The organism is Paenibacillus sp. FSL R7-0128 (assembly GCF_038002245.1).
Classification (GTDB): Bacteria; Bacillota; Bacilli; order Paenibacillales; family Paenibacillaceae; genus Paenibacillus_AQ; species Paenibacillus_AQ silagei.
Genome location: NZ_JBBOCD010000001.1, coordinates 6,989,553 through 7,006,938 on the forward strand (window position 1 = coordinate 6,989,553; position 17,386 = coordinate 7,006,938).

Genomic DNA, 17,386 nt, shown 5'->3' on the forward strand with positions numbered 1-17,386 from the left:
GTAATTGGAGTTCTAAATTTAGTTATAGCCTAAGTTATCGGCTTGCCTAATGTCAATATAACTGACAGTAAAATTAAATTTGTCAACTTTTTGACGTTTTTTGATTGACAGGGCGGAGGGTTACCCGGTTTAATGGAGTCAGTAGAAAAACATATGGTTTGCGAATGATGGCATAGGGAGAGACTGTCTCACAGGAAGACAGCGCCGAAGGAGTAAGCCCGGGATGGGTGAATCTCTCAGGCAAAAGGACCTTTGCCGGACGCATCTCTGGAGAGCATCCGGATGCCTGCGCCGCAGGCTTCACGGATCACCAACGGGGAAACCTGCGCTGCAATGCAGGGTAACTCTCAGGTACCAAGGACAGAGCGAAAGTCCATTTATGCATACGTGCATAATGGCTTTCGCCTGTCCTTTTTCGTATGTAATCAAAGCCAAGGGAGTGACGAGATGGAGTCTTTGAGAAGAACGCCTTTTTATGATCTCTATGCCGCGTATGCGGAGTCCAGATGTATTGATTTTGGCGGCTGGGAGCTGCCGGTTCAGTTCACAGGGATCGTGAAGGAGCATGAAGCCGTCCGCAATCAGGCCGGACTGTTCGATGTCTCCCACATGGGAGAATTCATGGTTACCGGAGAGGGCGCAGAAGCCTTCCTCCAGAGAATGACCACGAATGATGTCAGCCGCTTGGAAGACGGCGCGGCGCAGTATACGCTGATGCTCTATCCAAGCGGCGGAGTGGTGGACGATCTGCTCGTATACCGTCTGGGCGAGGAGCGTTACATGCTTGTCGTCAATGCGTCGAATATCGACAAGGACTTCCAGTGGCTGCAGGAGCATCTCACCGCTGAGTTCAGCGGGGTCACTCTGAACAATGTCTCGGATGAGACCCTGCTGCTTGCCTTGCAGGGACCGCTGGCTGAGACCATCCTTGCCAAAGTGACGGACGCTCCTCTAACGGAACTCAAGCCTTTTCACTTCATCGAACACGCCGAGGTCTGCGGCGTCAGCGTCCTGCTCTCCCGCTCCGGATATACCGGTGAGGATGGCTTCGAGCTGTACGCTCCTGCTGATACGGCGGCTACCCTCTGGAAGGGCCTGCTGGAAGCAGGCGCTCCGCATGGCCTGACTCCTGCCGGACTCGGCGCACGCGACACGCTGCGCTTCGAGGCCAAACTGCCGCTGTACGGCCAGGAGCTGTCGGCGGATATCACTCCACTCGAAGCCGGTGTCCAGTTCTTCGTGAAGTTGGATGCAGGCGACTTCATCGGCCGTGACGCCCTGCTGAAGCAGAAGGAAGCCGGTCTGCCCCGTCGTCTTGTGGGCCTGGAGATGATCGACCGTGGCATTCCCCGCTCCCACTATCCCGTATACGCGGATGGAGTGAAGATCGGTGAAGTAACGACAGGCACCCAGTCCCCGACCCTGAAGCGGAATCTCGGACTCGCCCTGCTGGATACTGCCTATACGGAGATCGGTACAGAGGTGTACGTAGAGATCCGCGGCAAGCAGCTCAAGGCTGCCGTCATCAAAGCCCCATTCTACAAAAGAAGCCAAGGAGTGAAGCCGCAATGAAGCACCGCTATCTGCCTATGACCGGGCAAGACCGCGCAGAAATGATGGAGACCGTAGGCATACAGTCCATCGATGAGCTGTTCGCCGATATTCCGCAGTCTGTCCGTTACCAGGGAACCCTGCCGATGTCCGGCGCCCTGGATGAGTACGCACTGCTTCGCCATATGAAGGGGCTCGCCGACAAGAATGCCGATTTCGACACCCACGCCAGCTTCCTCGGTGCCGGATTATACGATCACCACGTTCCGGTCGTCATCAACCATGTGATTTCCCGTTCGGAATTCTATACCGCCTATACCCCTTATCAGCCGGAGATCAGTCAGGGTGAGCTACAGGCGATCTTCGAATTCCAGTCCTATATCTGTGAACTGACCGGGATGAAGGTCGCCAATGCCAGTATGTATGACGGTGCAACGGCCCTGTCCGAAGCGGCTGTGCTGGCCGCAGGTGCCACCAAACGCAAGAAGCTGATTGTCTCCCGTACGGTTCACCCGGAAGCGCGTCAGGTGCTGCGTACCTCCGCCAACGCCTGGGGCCTGCAAATTGTAGAGATTGATTATGCTGACGGGGTAACTGATCTCGCCAAGCTGGCTGAAGCCATCGACAGCGATACGGCTGCCGTTCTGGTTCAGTCGCCCAACTTCTTCGGCGGTATTGAAGATCTGCGCCAGATCGAGCCGCTGATCCATGCGGTCAAGGGACTGCTCGTGGTCAGCGCGAACCCCATTGCACTTGGCGTATTGGAGTCCCCCGGACGGCTTGGCGCAGACATCGTAGTCGGCGACGCGCAGCCGCTGGGTATCGCCGCATCACTGGGTGGACCCACCTGCGGATTCTTCGCAGTGGCCGAACCGCTCATGCGCCGGATGCCGGGCCGGATCGTCGGCCAGACCGTTGACCGGAATGGCAAGCGCGGCTTCGTGCTGACGCTCCAAGCCCGCGAACAGCATATCCGCCGGGAGAAGGCGACCTCAAATATCTGCTCCAACCAGGCGCTCTTGGCGCTGTGCGCTTCCGTCTACCTGTCCGTGATGGGCAAGGAGGGCATGCGCGAGGTGGGTGAGCTGAACATCCGCAAGAGTCACTATGCCGCTGGGCGGCTGGCTGAAATCACCGGCGCTGAGCGCGTCTTCACGGCCCCGTTCTTCAATGAATTTGTCTTGAAGCTCCCGGAGGGCAGCAGTGTGAGTGCAGTGAACTCCAAGCTGCTGAAGGAAGGCTATCTGGGCGGTTATGACTTAGGCCGGGATTATCCCGAGCTGTCCGGACATATGCTGGTTGCCGTAACGGAGAAACGAAGCAAGACCGAAATTGACGAATTCGCAAGCGCACTGGAGGGCTGTGTATGAAACCGGAACAAAGTCTGATTTTTGAATTAAGCCGTCCCGGCCGCTCGGCCTACTCCCTGCCTCAATGTGATGTGCCGCAGGACGAAGGCATTGACTCCCTCCTTCCCGAAGGGCTGCTGCGCAGTGAGCCGGTCGTACTGCCGGAGGTATCCGAGGTGGATGTCATCCGCCACTATACCGCCCTGTCCCGCCGCAACTTCGGAGTCGATAACGGCTTCTATCCGCTCGGCTCCTGCACTATGAAATACAACCCGAAGATCAACGAGGATGTCGCCCGCTTCCCGGGACTCTCCAGGATCCATCCGTACCAGCCGGAGGAGAGCATCCAGGGTGCGCTTGAACTGATGTACACGCTGCAAAAGGATCTCGCCGCCCTGACCGGCATGGATGCCGTATCCCTGCAGCCTGCTGCCGGAGCCCATGGCGAGTGGACCGGCCTGATGATGATCCGCGCCTACCATGAGAGCCGCGGAGAGGTCCGCTCCAAGGTCATCGTGCCCGATTCCTCGCACGGCACCAATCCAGCAAGTGCCGCCGCAGCGGGACTCGACACCGTGACCATCCCCTCCAACGACAAGGGAATGGTCGATCTCGAAGCGCTGAAGGCAGCTGTCGGCAGCGACACCGCCGCGCTGATGCTCACGAACCCGAGTACTCTTGGACTCTTCGAGACGCAGATCGTCGAGATCGCCGCAATTGTCCATGAAGCGGGCGGCCTGCTCTATTATGATGGAGCGAACTCCAACGCGATTATGGGCATTACCCGCCCGGGCGATATGGGCTTCGATGTCGTGCATCTCAACCTGCACAAAACGATGAGCACACCGCATGGCGGCGGCGGACCGGGAGCCGGACCGGTCGGCGTGAAGGCGAAGCTGATCCCGTTCCTGCCGCAGCCTACTGTGGTCCGCAGCGAAGACGGCAGCTTCTCGCTGGACTGTGGCGGGCCGGAATCGATCGGCCGCGTCAAAGCCTTTTACGGAAACTTCGGGATTCTCGTCCGTGCTTATGCGTATATCCGTACCTACGGTCCCGACGGCCTCCGCGAGGTGTCCGAGAACGCCGTGCTGAACGCCAACTATATGATGCACCGGCTGGCTCCTTACTTCGAGATTCCCTTCCCGGGCGTCTGCAAGCATGAATTCGTCATGTCCGGTAAGAACCTTAAGCAATACGGTGTACGTACCCTCGATGTAGCCAAACGGCTGCTCGACTTCGGCTATCATCCGCCAACCGTCTACTTCCCGCTGACGGTAGAGGAATGTATGATGATTGAGCCGACCGAGACCGAGAGCAAGGAGACGCTCGACGGTTTCATTGAGACGATGATCCGAATCGTTAAGGAAGCGGAGGAAACCCCGGAGATTGTCATTAACGCACCGCATACGACTGAAATCAGCCGCCTGGATGAGACGCAGGCCGCGCGTAAGCCGGTACTGAATTGCTCCTGCGGTTAACCTTCTGCCTTTCAGTAAGAAATAGAAGGATAATGGATAGCGTAAAACATATAAATTCTATATTTTCAAATAGCCGGGTCAGGGATACATTAGTATCGCTGACCGGCTATTTGATGTATGTATCTGATGCAGATTCCTCCGGCTACGGCGTAAGGCGCTTCACGAACTGGAAGCGGTCATTCACCCGCATTTTACTATAGATACTCTTCAGCATATTGCGCACGGTGCCTTCACTGATCCCCAGGTCGCTTCCGATATGCAGCGCACTCTTCTCCATCAGCCATAGCCTTGCTACCTCCTGCTCCCGCGCGGTCAGCTTATACTCCAGTAATGTGGATTCAAGCCGGTACTGCTGCATCTCCGGGTTCTTTTCCATCCACTTCTCCATAATATTCTCAGCAATCTGCTGCACGAATGGAATGGCGAATTCAATCGGCTCTCCTCTATTAAAAGAAATATCAACATACCCGTAAACGCTATCATCATCCTGCAGCGGAGCGCATACACAGTTCCAGTCGCGGAAGGTCTGATCCGTATGCTCCGTTCCCCGCACCACCCCGATGCAGTTCATCTCCATCGCCAGCGATACGGCATTCATCCCCGCCTGCTGCCTGCTTAAGCTGACCCCCGGACGCAGCTCCGCCTGCTCCATCTCGGCCTGCGTCTCCGAAGAAGAATAGACCAGCTCCAGAATAGTCCCCGCCTTGTCCGTCAGGAACACCACATATGGAATCGAGAGCAGCTGGCTTAATTTGTTCATTTCACTGCGGATCGAAGAAATCATAGCTCTATGGTAGATATGCTCCCTGGATTCTTCGGAAGTACCCGCTACGGACATTCCGCTCTGGACATCAACTTGGGGTGCATCCAGCGGCCGGAAGGCTTCAAGTTCGCTTGCTTCTAAATCCCCAGGCATACTCCATGCTCTTGATTGATTAAAGACTCTCACAAACGATCCCTCCATTTTTACCAATTACTATATAATCAATTTTAAAAGAAAGCATTATAACATACAATTACGGAATAATGAACATTCAGTATTGGATCTGTAAATCCCCGCGTTAGCGCTGTAAAATGTAGAAATCTGTTCACTCTTATATTTCTACATCATTCCAGGAGGTTCGACATGCTTCGCATCGGCTATCTATCGGCTGCCCTTAATCTGGCTACCGCCATGGTGTCATTCCTGCGCTTCGGAAGTAATTATGCCCTGCTCATCATGGCCAGCTATTCACTCTTAACCCTTGCGGGATATCGGCTGCTGCAGAACAAAAGAACATTATATCTGATCCCTCTGCTTACCTTCAGCTGTTCATTCCTCTTATACAACGTGACCTATGTATTGTTGAAGCAGATTAACCTCGTAGACCTGTATGCTGTAGACTGGAGACTTGAAGTTCAGCTGGCGCTTCCCCTGCTGGTAGGGTTCGCCGTCCAGACTATCCTTAAGCGTAGCGGCAAATCCCGACTGGTGTAGGCTATACGGGGCTGCCGCTTTTTTTTGCAAAATCGACCTAATCTGATAGTTTTCGACATCGGCTCAGTGATATATTTACTCTTACGTCATTCAGAGCGCTGAGGATTCAGTATTTTTCTCCGCAGCCATCTGCGGTAACGCTTTCAACGTAATGAACAGGAGGGTTAAGCTTGAGTATGATTGAAGCCAAAGGGCTGAGTAAGTCCTTTATGCAGGCGGTGAAGGAGCCGGGCCTTAAGGGAGCGGTGAAGCATCTGTTCCTGCCCCGGCATATCGAGAAGGTGGCCGTCAAGCCAGTGGATCTGAGGATTGAAGCGGGGGAGACGGTGGCCTACGTGGGACCGAATGGTGCCGGTAAATCGACCACCATCAAGATGCTGACCGGCATTCTGATGCCTTCCTCCGGGAGTATCTCGGTGAACGGGATCAATCCGTACCGCAAAAGAATGGAAAACGCCGCCCAGATCGGCGCAGTCTTCGGGCAGCGCACCCAGCTATGGTGGGATATTCCGATTGCCGAGTCCTTCTCGCTGCTGAAGGATATCTACCAGATTCCGGATGCCCTCTATAGGAAGAACATGGACTTGTTCACCGAAATGCTCGGGATGAGCGAATTCATCCACCTGTCCGCGCGGAAGCTCTCGCTGGGTCAGCGCATGCGTGCCGATCTGGCCGCAGCCCTGCTGCATAATCCGCCGATTCTGTATCTCGATGAGCCGACGATTGGCCTTGACGTATCCGTGAAGGAGAAGATCCGCGGGTTCATTAAGCAGATCAACCAGGACCACCAGACTACTGTGATGCTGACAACCCATGATCTGGGCGACATTGAGGACCTGTGCAAGCGGCTGGTCATTATTGATCACGGCGCGATTATTTATGACGGGACGCTGAGCGAGGTCAAGGCCCGCTTTGCCAAAAACCGTATCATCTTCTTCCAGGTACGCTCCCCCATGCCCGAATTGTACGAGCTGCTGGAGCAGAGCCCGGGGCTGAAGCTGGAACAGCAGAGCAGCCAGGAGTTCTCGGTCACTTTTGACCGGTATGAATATACCGCCAGTGAAGTGGTTAGCCGGGTGATGAAGCATGGGGAGGTACTCGATTTCCGCATGGAGGACACCCATATTGAGCAGGTCATTAAGGCGGTCTATGACGGACATCTGGACCTGAACGAGCACCGGGGAGCAAGGGGGCAGGCACACCATGACGACAGCAGCCCGGCTTAACAAATACAGAAGCATTGCCAATCGCTCTCTGCAAAATGTGATGGCCTACCGGAACTCCTATATCATTAATTTACTCGCAAACTCAATTAATCTGGTCGCGATCTTCTTCCTCTGGCAGGGAATCTATGGCGGGCGCGAGGCGGTGGGCGGCTACTCCTGGGATCAGATGAAGACCTATCTGCTGGTGACCTTCCTGGCCAATTCCGTCTTATCCTGGTATTCCGAGACCGCTATCTCCGGCAAAATCCTGGACGGCAGCGTCGCCATGGACCTGCTGAAGCCGATTGATTTCCAGACGACCCGATTCGCCGAGACCTTGGGTGCCAGTCTGCTGGAGGGGGCGATGAGTACGGTTCTGCTGATCGTGTTCGCCACCTTCCTTACCGGAGTGACCTTCCCCCACTCGCCGATCGTCTATCTGCTGTTTGCGGTCAGTCTGCTCTGCGCGGTTGTGGTCAAATTCGGCGTGGTCTATCTGGCGGCTCTGTTATGCTTCTGGTCGACGGGTTCACTGGGGATTGTCTGGACGCGGATTGCGCTCACTAACCTGCTGTCGGGCGCGCTGGTGCCATTGGCCTTCTTCCCGGACTGGCTGGAAAAGCTGGCGCTGCTGCTGCCCTTCCAGGCCATCATTCATACGCCGACGATGATCTTCCTGCAGCAGGCAGATACGTGGGAAAGCCTGCGGCTGATCGGGATTCAGCTCTTTTGGGGGGCAGGGCTCTGGATGGCGGGCAAAGCCATGTGGAACTGGGCAGTCCGCCAGGTGACCATTCATGGAGGCTAAGGCGGAAGGAGGACGCAGAATGAAAATATCGCAAATGCTCTATCTCTATAGAAGGCTGTATGTGCAGCAGCTTAAGGCGATTCTGGAGTATAACAAAGACTTTTACATCCTGATGTGTTCGGCAGCCTTGACGCAGGTACTCGGGTTCGTCTTCCTGTGGGTGATCTATGACCGGATTCCGGATATTCAGGGCTGGCAGTTCTGGGAGGTTACCTTCATGTACGCTATGATCTTCCTGACGGAGGGGGCGGGTTCGCTGTTCTTCGAGGGCAGCTGGCGGCTGGGCAGGCTGGTCAACACAGGGGAGCTGGACCGTTATCTACTGCGGCCGGTGCCGGTGGTTCTTCAGGTGTTCTGCACGGGGATTGGGATTAACGGACTCGGCAATCTGCTCATCGGCGGGGTGATCATCTGGCAGTCGCTTGTGCACAGCCCTATCCACTGGACAGCGGGCAAGGCCGCTATTCTTATCCTGTTATTCGTCACAGCGGTCATTATCCGGGTATCCATTAACCTCATGGGTAACTCGGCGGCCTTCTGGATTCGCAATGCCGGGAATGCGTTCCCGCTGATGGTACATAATCTGTCTGATCTGGCCAAATATCCGATTACCCTGTTTCCGCAGGCGATCCGCATCTTCATTTCTACGGTGCTGCCCTATGCGTTCATCAGCTTCTACCCGGCAACCTATATTTTCGGCAAAAGCGGCTGGTCCGGCTGGTGGCTCCTCGCCCCTGTCGCGGCTATCGGAAGCGCGGCAGCGGCTTACGGAGTCTTCCGGTACGGGCTGTCCCGGTATGAGAGTACGGGGAACTGAATGTTAGTGTAAATCACCTCTAACGCGCGATAAACAGCCGCTTCTCCAGATCTAAATCGTATACCCGTGGCTTCAGCTCCGGGTCACCGCCAGCACCCTCAGGCGAGTGCACCACTAACTGTTCGTTCTGGTTGGCCGGGAACGGCGGCAGCTCGGAGTAGACCAGCGTATCGTGTACGATTTCTCCCTGCTTGAAGGATAAGGGAAATACTTCTCCGCTTATCTTATTGACCGCAAAGGCGTAAGCAACCAGTCCATGCCCGGACTTGTATTGGGGAGCAAGCAGATACACTTCTGCATTCTTGAAGCTGAATTTATCGAACTCCAGGACCTGGTCTGATGGGCGTACGAACAAGAAGGCAGGCAGCTTAAGCAATACCTGGTCCTGCTTCCCCGACCGGTACACGATGGAGTAATCAGCCTGATACGTCTGCTCCCCTTCGAGACCGTCATTGCTGGATGCCTCCAGATGTCCCCGCTCTTCGGAGCTGCTTGCGATCATCAGCAGCTCGCCTTGCCCTGCTGCGCTTCTCGCGCGGATGGTTCCACTGGCATTAATAGAATCGACAACCACAGAGCCGGCGATACCCTCCAAGGGGAACTGGCTGGTGAGGCCAGCTGTAGTTATCGGAGTCGCTGAGGATGCAGTTTCTGCATCTGCTGGTGAAGCACTTGGTGCAGATGAAACAGTCTGTGCAGGGGCAGTAGGAGTTGCCGATGGAGACGCAGAAGCAGATGCCAAGGCAGACGGAGCCGATTCTGCCCCCGGCGTACCGGTGACGGATGTATTTTGGCTGCTGCACCCCAGCAGCAGGCTAAGCGACAGGACCGTGCCTGCTGCCAGTGTTGTAGCTGTAGACCGGATTGGACTCATTCCCCTCTAATCGTTTTTTGAGTACAACCCATTATATAAGATTATCACGGTCCACAAATTTAGAGATTGTCTTATTTTCTTTAAAAAATAGTCACATTCCTATATACCGGACTACTTCAGATAAAAGACCTCCCGCAGCGGCACCATCGGAACCGCATCGTTGAAATCGAAGGAACCCTCGACCATCTTCGAGGTGATCGCATTCCAGCGGTTGCAGGCCTCACTCCCGGCGATGTAGGCGAATGCGGCTTCTGTATTGTCACATTCAAAGCAATAGAAGAACTGGTTGCCGTTCTGAAAAATAGAGTAGTTACGGATGCCCGCCTTGCTGTGCTCCTCCAGAATCTCCGGCCACGGCTCCAGATGCATCTGTACGTATTTCTCTAAGTATTTCTCTTTCACCTTCCAGGTCCAAGCCAGCTTATTGCTGCCCATCCTCGTATCCCCCTGTCATATCTTCCTTTGATTCGATCATATCACATAATTATATAATTTGAATATGTCCGATTTAGACATGGAGGGCAGCAAAGATACGCTTCGACCTCAGGTACTGATTCCGGCTTCATTCGGACGAAGAATGGCAGAGCCAATCGCCAGCAGAACGGCAGCCATCAGGCCCAGGATCGCAAACGGCATCCACAGCTCGTTCCAGCCGCCACCGGTCGCGGCAATGTCTACCGCTTGTATCGCCCATTTCTGCGGTGTAAAGTTGGCCAGCTTCTGCATATATTCCGGCATGATGGAGACGGGCCAGAAGCAGCCTCCCAGCATGCAGGTAGGGGTAAGAATCAGCGAATTCAGCATCCCGGCATTGCGCGGATTGCGGATCAGCCCAGCAACGGTGCTGGCAATCCCCATGGAGACCAGCATGAAGGCCGCCAGAACCAGGAAGTAGAGAAAGAGCGGCATCTCATAATCGTAGCGGAGCACCCATTTGCCCAGCACCAGCACGACAAGGATCTGAATCATTCCTACAAGAAAGCTGCCCAGGAAGTTGCCAAGCGCAATTTCATAGGAACGGACTGGAGCGCTGAACATGCGCATCATGGTACGCCCTCTGCGGTCATCCGTGATCTGGGAGACGGAGCTGGTCACCAGCGCCATCAGGAACATAAGCGTCATCCCTGTAACTACGCCCAGGGTCTGCCGCGGATAGAGATCATAATCGGTACGGGTGCTGCCCACGTTGTGCTGCTCCGACTGCTTCAGTACAGCAGCGAGCTGCGCCTGCATATCGCCTGTTCCTCCGCTGGCGGCAGCAACGGTATGTGCTGCTTCGGCAATTTGAGCGGCAGTGGCGGTGATCTTCATCTTCATCATGATTGAGCTTTCGCTTGCCCGAAGCTCATAGATGCTGATCTGCAGCGGGTCCCCCGCCAGCAAGGCGGCAGTGTACCCGGCAGGAATGAACACCCCCACCGTTCCCTCCTGCTTAATTGTCGCTTCCTTCAAAGCGGCCTCATCCCTGCGCGGCTCGAACTTATATTCTCCGGCCTGCTCCAGCTCCGCAATCAAATGTCTGCCGGCTGCTCCCGTATCCGAGTTGGCATATAGAACGGTTGCCGGTCCCTCCGCCATCCCTCCGGTAAGGGAGATAATCGCTGCCACCACTATACCGGGAAGCAGAATGAATACCATAAGTCCCCTGAAGGTGCCAATGCTTCGTCTGATCATATTCCAGGCAATGATTAATATTTTATCCACGGTAACCCACCTTCCGGTATGAGACAATCACTGCCGCGAACAAGGCCGCGCTGATGAAGCACATCACCCACAGATTCGGCAAAAGCTGTTCCAGACCGGAATGCAGCATCATCCGGATGACTGCCTGCTGCACCCAATGGTTAAGCGTGAATGCACCTGCACTGTTCACCCAGGAATCGGGAAGCGGCGCCATTCCGCCGCTGACGAAGGTCATCACTATAGTCAGGACACTAATGATGTTCGTAGCCGTCGCCGAGGTCCGGCTGAAGAGGCAGATCAGTACGCCCAGCGTCATCGAGGCGGCAATCATCAGCAGACAGAACAGCAGCAGCAGTCCCGGGCGGTTCCCCCAGTAGACGCCGAACAGCCAGTCAGACAGCAGAATAATCGTAAGGCACTGCAGGATGCTGACCAGGCCTACGCCGAGCATTTTGCCGATGAATAGATGACTGTCTTTTACCGGCATGGAATGGATTCTGAACAGCGTATGGTTCTCTTTATCGTTAAAAAGTGAGGCTGTCACAGTAAGTCCGCTATACATCAGGAACATCAGCAGCATGGACGCTGCATAGAACTGGGCCGCCGAATAGGTCTTCCCGCCATTGTTCAGATCCCCCAGCACCACCCCCGGCTTCCCGGCAGGTGCCGCAGTCGCTGTAAGAGCCTGTGGTCCAAGGGTTACGGCTGCCGCCTGCTTATAATTCAGCTCCATCAGCAGATTGTCGAAGGCTGTTCCGGCGACCCGGTTATCGTCATGGCTCCTGCCCAGAATGAACTCCAGGCTCGCTTTCTTACCGCTCTGCACCTCCTGGTCGAAGCCCGGGGGAACAATCACCCCATAGGCATATTTACTGGTACGCAGCCCGCTCTCCGCAGCTTCACGGCTCTCTGTCTTGACAGGAATAATGAGCCCCTTCACCTCAGCCGACTCCAGAAAAGCCGTAAGGATCGCAGATGCCTCTGCCCCTCCGCCTCCGCTATTCACAATAGCTACACGTACAGGCTTGATTTCATCTGCCCCCTGTACCCCGACCACCCCGGAGAGCGAAGCGCCCAAGAGGAAGATCAGCACCAGCGGCAGCAGAAACATATTGAGCAGCAACGTGCGTGAACGGAGCTGTCTGCGCAGCTCAAATTTCATAATAATCCAGGTATTCACGTTTCTCCCCCTCTCTAATCCCGCAAGGTGCGGCCGGTCAGACTAAGGAACAAGGTCTCCAGATCCGGCTCTTCAATATTCAGGGAGGCAATGACCCCTTCGTGCTTGGAGAAAATAAACAGAATATCCTGGAGCGCACTTTGCGAGGAGGGAAGATACAGCTCTATCGCATCCTGCACCGCTTCTACCCGGTTGATCCGGGGATGCTGCCCCAGCTCGTTCACTAAGGCAGGGGTGATGCCCGCTGCCTTCACAACAATTTTCTCCTCGTGGGCCACCCGTTCGCGCAGCTCGTTCTCCGTACCGCAGGCAATAATATGCCCCTGGTCCATAATGGCCACCCGGTCACAGATCGCAGCGACCTCCTCCATATAATGGCTGGTGTAGATCACCGACGACCCCATCTTATTCAAAGCCTTCACGGATTCCAGAATATGATTGCGTGACTGCGGATCAATGCCGACCGTGGGTTCATCCATAATAATCAGGCGCGGCCGGTGCATGATGGCACAGGCGATATTCAGCCGTCTTTTCATCCCTCCCGAGAAGGTTGACGGTTTATCCCTCGCCCGGTCGCTTAGGCCGGTGAACTCCAGCGCTTCTTGGGTCCGCTCCTTCAGCAGTTGTCCGCGCAGCCCATAGAGTCTGCCGAAAAAGCTTACATTATCGCTTGCCGTCATATTCTCGTATAATGCCAGCTCCTGGGGCACAAGCCCGATGCGCTTCTTCACCTCAAGCGGCCGCTCCCGTACAGACAGCCCGTCGATAATAATATCGCCGCTGTCGGCTTGAAGCAGCCCGCAGATCATGCTGATGGTCGTGCTTTTCCCGGCACCGTTCGGGCCCAGCAGGCCGAAGATTTCACCCTCCTGTATATTGAAATTCACGTGATCCACAATTAGCTTACCGTCATATCTCTTCACAACATCGCTCAGTACTGCTAGTGCCATTGCCGATGCCCCCTGTTCCTTCATTCTCGTATTCTTATTGTACAGTAGGGCGGACACAGCCGAAGGTACTAAAGGTCATGATCCAGAGGTGACGAAAGTCATCTCCTGAAGGGCAGCACTCTTATGCTAAGATGGTTATACCTGAGAAGAATGTTGACCGATTAGGGATATTTTATCTAAAAGGATGAGCTTACTTGACCAGAGAACTTATTCTGCTGCGCTACAGCCTGCTTATAATCCCGGCGATCCTCTCGATTCAAGTCTATGAATTCGCGGACTATGACTGGTTCACTTTGCATTTCATGCTGCTGATGCTGCTGGTCACACTGGGTGCAAGGCAATCCGGGCCTCTCTCCACACTGACCGGAGGCATGGAGCTGATCCTCACCGCCTGGCTTTGTTACGAATACGGGCCTCTGATGGTTTTTCCGGCCTTGTCTGCGGTGATCTCCTATACCCGGCGGCAGCCCAAGAATACGGCCCTTCCCTTCTTCTGTATTCATCTGGCCCTGCTGAATGCCGCCCTGCTTCATGGTGCTCCGGCAGTGCTTGTGTTCACGAACCTTACCTTCCTGCTGTGTGCCGGCTTGAATCTGCTGCTGCTCCGCACAGGACGCGGGCGTGCCGATACCTTATTCCTCTATGATGAGCTGCGCAAAAAGCATTTCGAGCTGGAAGAGGCCCGCGCAAGGCTCCTCCAGTTCACCTCGCAAATAGAGGTGGCTGCGCAGGCAGAAGAACGTGTGCGGATCGCCCGCCAGCTGCATGATGACATCGGCCACCGGCTGATCCGGGTCAAGATGATGACCGAAGCGGCCATCCACACCCTCCCTGCCGCACCGGAAACGGGACTCCAGATGATGAACCAGATCCGGGATCAGCTCTCGGGCAGTATGGACGATATGCGTGCGGCGCTGAAGCGGATTAACCCTGCTCCGCAGCTTGAAGGAGCCTATGCGCTGGACCGGCTGCTGGAAGAAGTGGGCCGCGATACAGGTGTTTCCACCTCCTATACGGTGCAAGGGATTCCTTATCCGCTCTATCCGAGCCTTCAGGTTGTGCTGTACACCAATGCCCGGGAGGCCATCACCAATGCGCTGCGGCACGGGCAGGCCAGCTCCGTATGGGTGGAGGTCACCTATACGGAGCATGAGGTGCGGATGGAGACCGGCAATAACGGGAAGCTGCCCGAGGAGGAGGCTCTGTACAAGCTGCACCATACTGGCGGAATGGGCCTGAAGGGCATGCACGAACGCAGCGCCCTGATTGGCGGAACGCTGGAGCTGCGGCTGCAGCCGCAGTTCACGGTCATCACCCGGCTGCCCGTGTATCGGCAGCCGGAGGGAGTGCTGCGCTGAATAGGTGCGGCAGGGGTGAGTGGGGGCAGGGGTGAGAGTGTGGGGCAAGGGTGAGAGTGAGGCTGTGGGAAGCTGGCTATAGCCATAGCGTACATATAACTGACGGGGAACTGATGGGAAGGCGGATCGAGATACAGGTGTTATATGCTAACAACTTGTGGATCTGGGGGGAACTGCTCCCTCTCTGGCAGAAGCAAGTGGAAAAACGTATCTTAATTTAACTGTTTCTGATGTTTCCAGGGTATTAGTTGGAAAAACAGCATCTACTGTCGATGATTTTACTGCTGCGGGGCAGATTGGGAACAATTAAGTGTTGTTTGTCCAACTGTTGTCCCCAGAGAGGCCACTCGTTGATCAGCAAGTGCTCAAAATCCAACTAAGAGATGGAGCCAACCGGGAGATCATACACCACACACTCATCAACTTAGCCGGGGACGGGCAGCGGGAGTATATTCACAGATAAGAGGTGCTGATTCATGATTAGAGTATTGATTGTTGACGATGATTCTTTTATCCGCGAGAGCCTGAAGGTATTGATCGGGCTGGATGCCGGTATCGAGGTGGCCGGAACCGCAGGGAATGGCCGGGAGGCCTTCTCCTTGCTGGGGGAGCTGCCCGGCGGAGCGGATGTTGTACTCATGGATATCCGGATGCAGGGATGTGACGGGGTGGAAGGCACACGGCTGATCAAAGAAGCCTATCCGGCCGTAGCCGTCCTGATGCTGACCACCTTCGATGATGACGAGTATATTATTGAGGCTCTGCGCGCCGGGGCGAGCGGATATCTGCTCAAGAACATCCCGCCGGACCGGATCATTCAAGGCATCAAGACCGTACATGAGGGCAATATGCTCATTCATCCCGAGATTGCCCGCAAGCTGGCGGGCTTCCTCCAGCCATCCGCGCGTCAGGAAGCTCCCGAGGCTCAGCCGCTTGCTTCCTATGGCCTGACCAAGTCCGAGCAGGCAGTCATCACCTCCATTGCAGAGGGACTCACCAACAAAGAAATCGCCGCCAAGCTGTTCCTGAGCGAAGGCACCGTCAAAAACTATATTACCGACATCCTCAGCAAGCTCGGCGTACGCGACCGGACACAGATTGCGATTCTGTATCTGAAGAGTACGCAGGGGAACCATTGAGCCACAGAAATGCTATCTCTCGCCAATTCTAAAAGTTCCCTCTCACGGATCGCTTGTATGAATCGCATTGTTGCACATTTTGCAGGATTCTTCTAAAAATGTTACGGACTACGGGTACATTGTTACATCATTTGCAGGAATTCTGGTGCTTAGTGCGACTTAGCGTTGGATTTGTTGCATTTCATGTAAGCGTGTTGATTTGCCAAAAAAAGGGACAAGAAAGGCCGCCATTTCGGGTAATGGTAAGTACGACCAAACCAAACCGAAATGAGGCGACCTCATGAATAATAATACCCCATTCCTGGCCGTGTTCAAACAAGTATTAACTCCGGAAGAAGTCGAAATGGTGACTGGGCAAACCAAGAACTACGAGGATACAGGAATCAAAATGACTGTCGGTGTGTTGTTCGACTACTTTATCCAAGCCTGCTACCACAAATGGGATGGCTTTCGTCAAAGTGCTCGGGTGGGCTCGAACTACGATTTGCCCAAGGTTCATTACTCCACTCTTTCGGGCAAAGCTGGTGAAGTGCCTTACGATATCTTCAAGCGTTTGTTTCAAATGCTCGTCCAGAAATGTAACCGGCAAACCCGGCGGCACCTGAATCTGCCTAAAGATCTTCTGCTTATTGACTCTACGACGGTTACGGCGGCAAACTCCCGTATGTCTTGGGCTCCATATAAAAAATTCAGAGGAGGTATCAAGCTGCATGTGGCCTTCTCGCATGGACAGCATTCACCCGTGAAGGTGGTCGAATCGATTGCCCGGCGCAATGACGCTCCATTTGGAGAAGTCTTGGCCGATAAGGACTACCTTCTAGTCCAGGATCGAGCGTATGGAAAAATCGGTCGATTGGATCAATATGTGCAGCAAGGTCAGTCCTTTGTGATTCGTTTGAAAGACAATCTCCATTTGGTGATGCCGCGAAAGCTTCAGCGACCGGCGGAGGGAGATAGCAAAATTGTACGCGATATCACCTGTTATATCGGTCAAGGGAAACACCAATCCGCCCAGCGCCACCGCGTCGTTGAATTTGAAAATGACCGGGGTGAAGTCGTAAGGGTTGTGACCGATTTGAGAAAAGAGTCCGCTCATGTGATTGCTGAAATTTACAAAGCACGCTGGGAGATTGAAGTCTTTTTCCGCTGGGTGAAACAGCATCTGAATGTCCCTTGTCTATTTGGAACCACCGAAAATGCAGTATATAGCCAATTGTTTGTGGCCCTTACCGCGTATGTGCTTCTAAAATACATTTTTGATGAAGTTCATCCGAAGGTACCGGTCTTTGCTAAGCTGACTCTTTGGGAATTTATGCAGTACTGGCGTATATTTAATCTTCCGCTGGAGTGGCAGGTTCAGCTTAATCAGCTCAGGCGTAAAGAACATTTAGGTGTTTTTGTCATCCCATAATATGGGTAATCAACACGCCTGCATTTCATGCAAGATTTCAGCCTCGGCCGCTTCTATTGGTCATTATTCCTGCACTTCTTGCAGGATTTCTCTACAATGTTGCGGG

17 protein-coding genes and 2 riboswitches are annotated in these 17,386 nt (G+C 54.4%); of the genes, 11 read left to right on the forward strand and 6 right to left on the reverse strand.

Annotated features, from left to right (window positions below):
* Positions 1–164 precede the first annotated feature (164 nt).
* Positions 165–262: riboswitch (glycine riboswitch) on the forward strand.
* A 3-nt stretch (positions 263–265) separates the two neighbouring features.
* Positions 266–366, forward strand: a riboswitch (glycine riboswitch).
* Positions 367–447: 81 nt separating this feature from the next.
* The 3 genes from gcvT to gcvPB are packed head-to-tail and all read left to right on the forward strand — an operon-like array spanning position 448 to position 4,378.
* Positions 448–1,572 (forward strand): glycine cleavage system aminomethyltransferase GcvT, encoded by a 1,125-nt coding sequence (gene gcvT, locus NST26_RS29815; RefSeq protein WP_036721150.1) that lies wholly within the window; start codon positions 448–450, stop codon positions 1,570–1,572.
* Positions 1,569–2,921, forward strand: coding sequence for an aminomethyl-transferring glycine dehydrogenase subunit GcvPA (gene gcvPA, locus NST26_RS29820; protein WP_036721151.1), 1,353 nt, complete (start codon positions 1,569–1,571; stop codon positions 2,919–2,921). The genes gcvT and gcvPA overlap by 4 nt, the downstream gene beginning before the upstream one ends.
* Positions 2,918–4,378: an aminomethyl-transferring glycine dehydrogenase subunit GcvPB gene (gene gcvPB / locus NST26_RS29825; protein WP_036721152.1), complete on the forward strand. Its 1,461-nt coding sequence runs from the start codon at positions 2,918–2,920 to the stop codon at positions 4,376–4,378. Before gcvPA ends, gcvPB begins: the two co-directional genes overlap by 4 nt.
* A gap of 142 nt (positions 4,379–4,520) precedes the next feature.
* Here gcvPB and NST26_RS29830 read toward each other — a convergent pair whose 3' ends face one another.
* Positions 4,521–5,294, reverse strand: coding sequence for a helix-turn-helix domain-containing protein (locus tag NST26_RS29830; protein ID WP_036721154.1), 774 nt, complete (start codon positions 5,292–5,294; stop codon positions 4,521–4,523).
* A gap of 210 nt (positions 5,295–5,504) precedes the next feature.
* Here NST26_RS29830 and NST26_RS29835 point away from each other — a divergent pair, with 210 nt between their 5' ends.
* From NST26_RS29835 to NST26_RS29850, 4 genes are all read left to right on the forward strand, one after another.
* Positions 5,505–5,855, forward strand: a complete 351-nt coding sequence (locus NST26_RS29835) for a hypothetical protein (RefSeq protein ID WP_339251725.1) — start codon at positions 5,505–5,507, stop codon at positions 5,853–5,855.
* A 170-nt stretch (positions 5,856–6,025) separates the two neighbouring features.
* Positions 6,026–7,081: an ABC transporter ATP-binding protein gene (locus NST26_RS29840; RefSeq protein ID WP_445323348.1), complete on the forward strand. Its 1,056-nt coding sequence runs from the start codon at positions 6,026–6,028 to the stop codon at positions 7,079–7,081.
* The gene (locus tag NST26_RS29845; protein WP_340957772.1) at positions 7,059–7,868 is read left to right on the forward strand and encodes an ABC transporter permease; all 810 of its coding nucleotides are present in this window, start codon (positions 7,059–7,061) and stop codon (positions 7,866–7,868) included. Before NST26_RS29840 ends, NST26_RS29845 begins: the two co-directional genes overlap by 23 nt.
* Positions 7,869–7,887: 19 nt before the next feature.
* Positions 7,888–8,685, forward strand: coding sequence for an ABC transporter permease (locus tag NST26_RS29850; protein WP_209868346.1), 798 nt, complete (start codon positions 7,888–7,890; stop codon positions 8,683–8,685).
* A gap of 19 nt (positions 8,686–8,704) precedes the next feature.
* Here the strand turns inward: NST26_RS29850 and NST26_RS29855 are convergent, their stop codons facing one another.
* A complete protein-coding gene (locus tag NST26_RS29855; RefSeq protein ID WP_340957768.1) occupies positions 8,705–9,259 on the reverse strand; it encodes a hypothetical protein in 555 nt (184 codons plus the stop codon).
* Positions 9,260–9,293: 34 nt separating this feature from the next.
* Here NST26_RS29855 and NST26_RS29860 point away from each other — a divergent pair, with 34 nt between their 5' ends.
* Complete coding sequence (locus tag NST26_RS29860) at positions 9,294–9,569, forward strand: hypothetical protein (RefSeq protein WP_036721162.1); 276 nt, start codon at positions 9,294–9,296, stop codon at positions 9,567–9,569.
* A gap of 101 nt (positions 9,570–9,670) precedes the next feature.
* Here NST26_RS29860 and NST26_RS29865 read toward each other — a convergent pair whose 3' ends face one another.
* The 4 genes from NST26_RS29865 to NST26_RS29880 form a co-directional block, all read right to left on the reverse strand.
* The gene (locus NST26_RS29865; RefSeq protein WP_340957765.1) at positions 9,671–9,994 is read right to left on the reverse strand and encodes an L-rhamnose mutarotase; all 324 of its coding nucleotides are present in this window, start codon (positions 9,992–9,994) and stop codon (positions 9,671–9,673) included.
* A 108-nt stretch (positions 9,995–10,102) separates the two neighbouring features.
* Positions 10,103–11,263 carry an ABC transporter permease gene (locus tag NST26_RS29870; protein ID WP_340957763.1) on the reverse strand — a complete coding sequence of 387 codons (1,161 nt, stop codon included), beginning with the start codon at positions 11,261–11,263 and terminating at the stop codon, positions 10,103–10,105.
* The gene (locus NST26_RS29875; RefSeq protein WP_340980503.1) at positions 11,256–12,422 is read right to left on the reverse strand and encodes an ABC transporter permease; all 1,167 of its coding nucleotides are present in this window, start codon (positions 12,420–12,422) and stop codon (positions 11,256–11,258) included. Before NST26_RS29875 ends, NST26_RS29870 begins: the two co-directional genes overlap by 8 nt.
* 14 nt (positions 12,423–12,436) lie before the next feature.
* Positions 12,437–13,372, reverse strand: coding sequence for an ABC transporter ATP-binding protein (locus tag NST26_RS29880; protein WP_076080085.1), 936 nt, complete (start codon positions 13,370–13,372; stop codon positions 12,437–12,439).
* A 194-nt stretch (positions 13,373–13,566) separates the two neighbouring features.
* On the opposite strand from NST26_RS29880, the gene NST26_RS29885 reads away from it, so the two are divergent.
* The 3 genes from NST26_RS29885 to NST26_RS29895 all read left to right on the forward strand — a co-directional run bounded on the left by NST26_RS29885 (position 13,567) and on the right by NST26_RS29895 (position 17,280).
* Positions 13,567–14,730, forward strand: coding sequence for a sensor histidine kinase (locus NST26_RS29885; RefSeq protein ID WP_340957758.1), 1,164 nt, complete (start codon positions 13,567–13,569; stop codon positions 14,728–14,730).
* 476 nt (positions 14,731–15,206) lie between these two features.
* On the forward strand, positions 15,207–15,869 hold the full coding sequence (locus tag NST26_RS29890; RefSeq protein WP_036721177.1) for a response regulator transcription factor: 663 nt from the start codon (positions 15,207–15,209) through the stop codon (positions 15,867–15,869).
* 280 nt (positions 15,870–16,149) lie between these two features.
* Positions 16,150–17,280, forward strand: coding sequence for an IS4 family transposase (locus NST26_RS29895; RefSeq protein ID WP_340953257.1), 1,131 nt, complete (start codon positions 16,150–16,152; stop codon positions 17,278–17,280).
* Positions 17,281–17,386 lie beyond the last annotated feature (106 nt).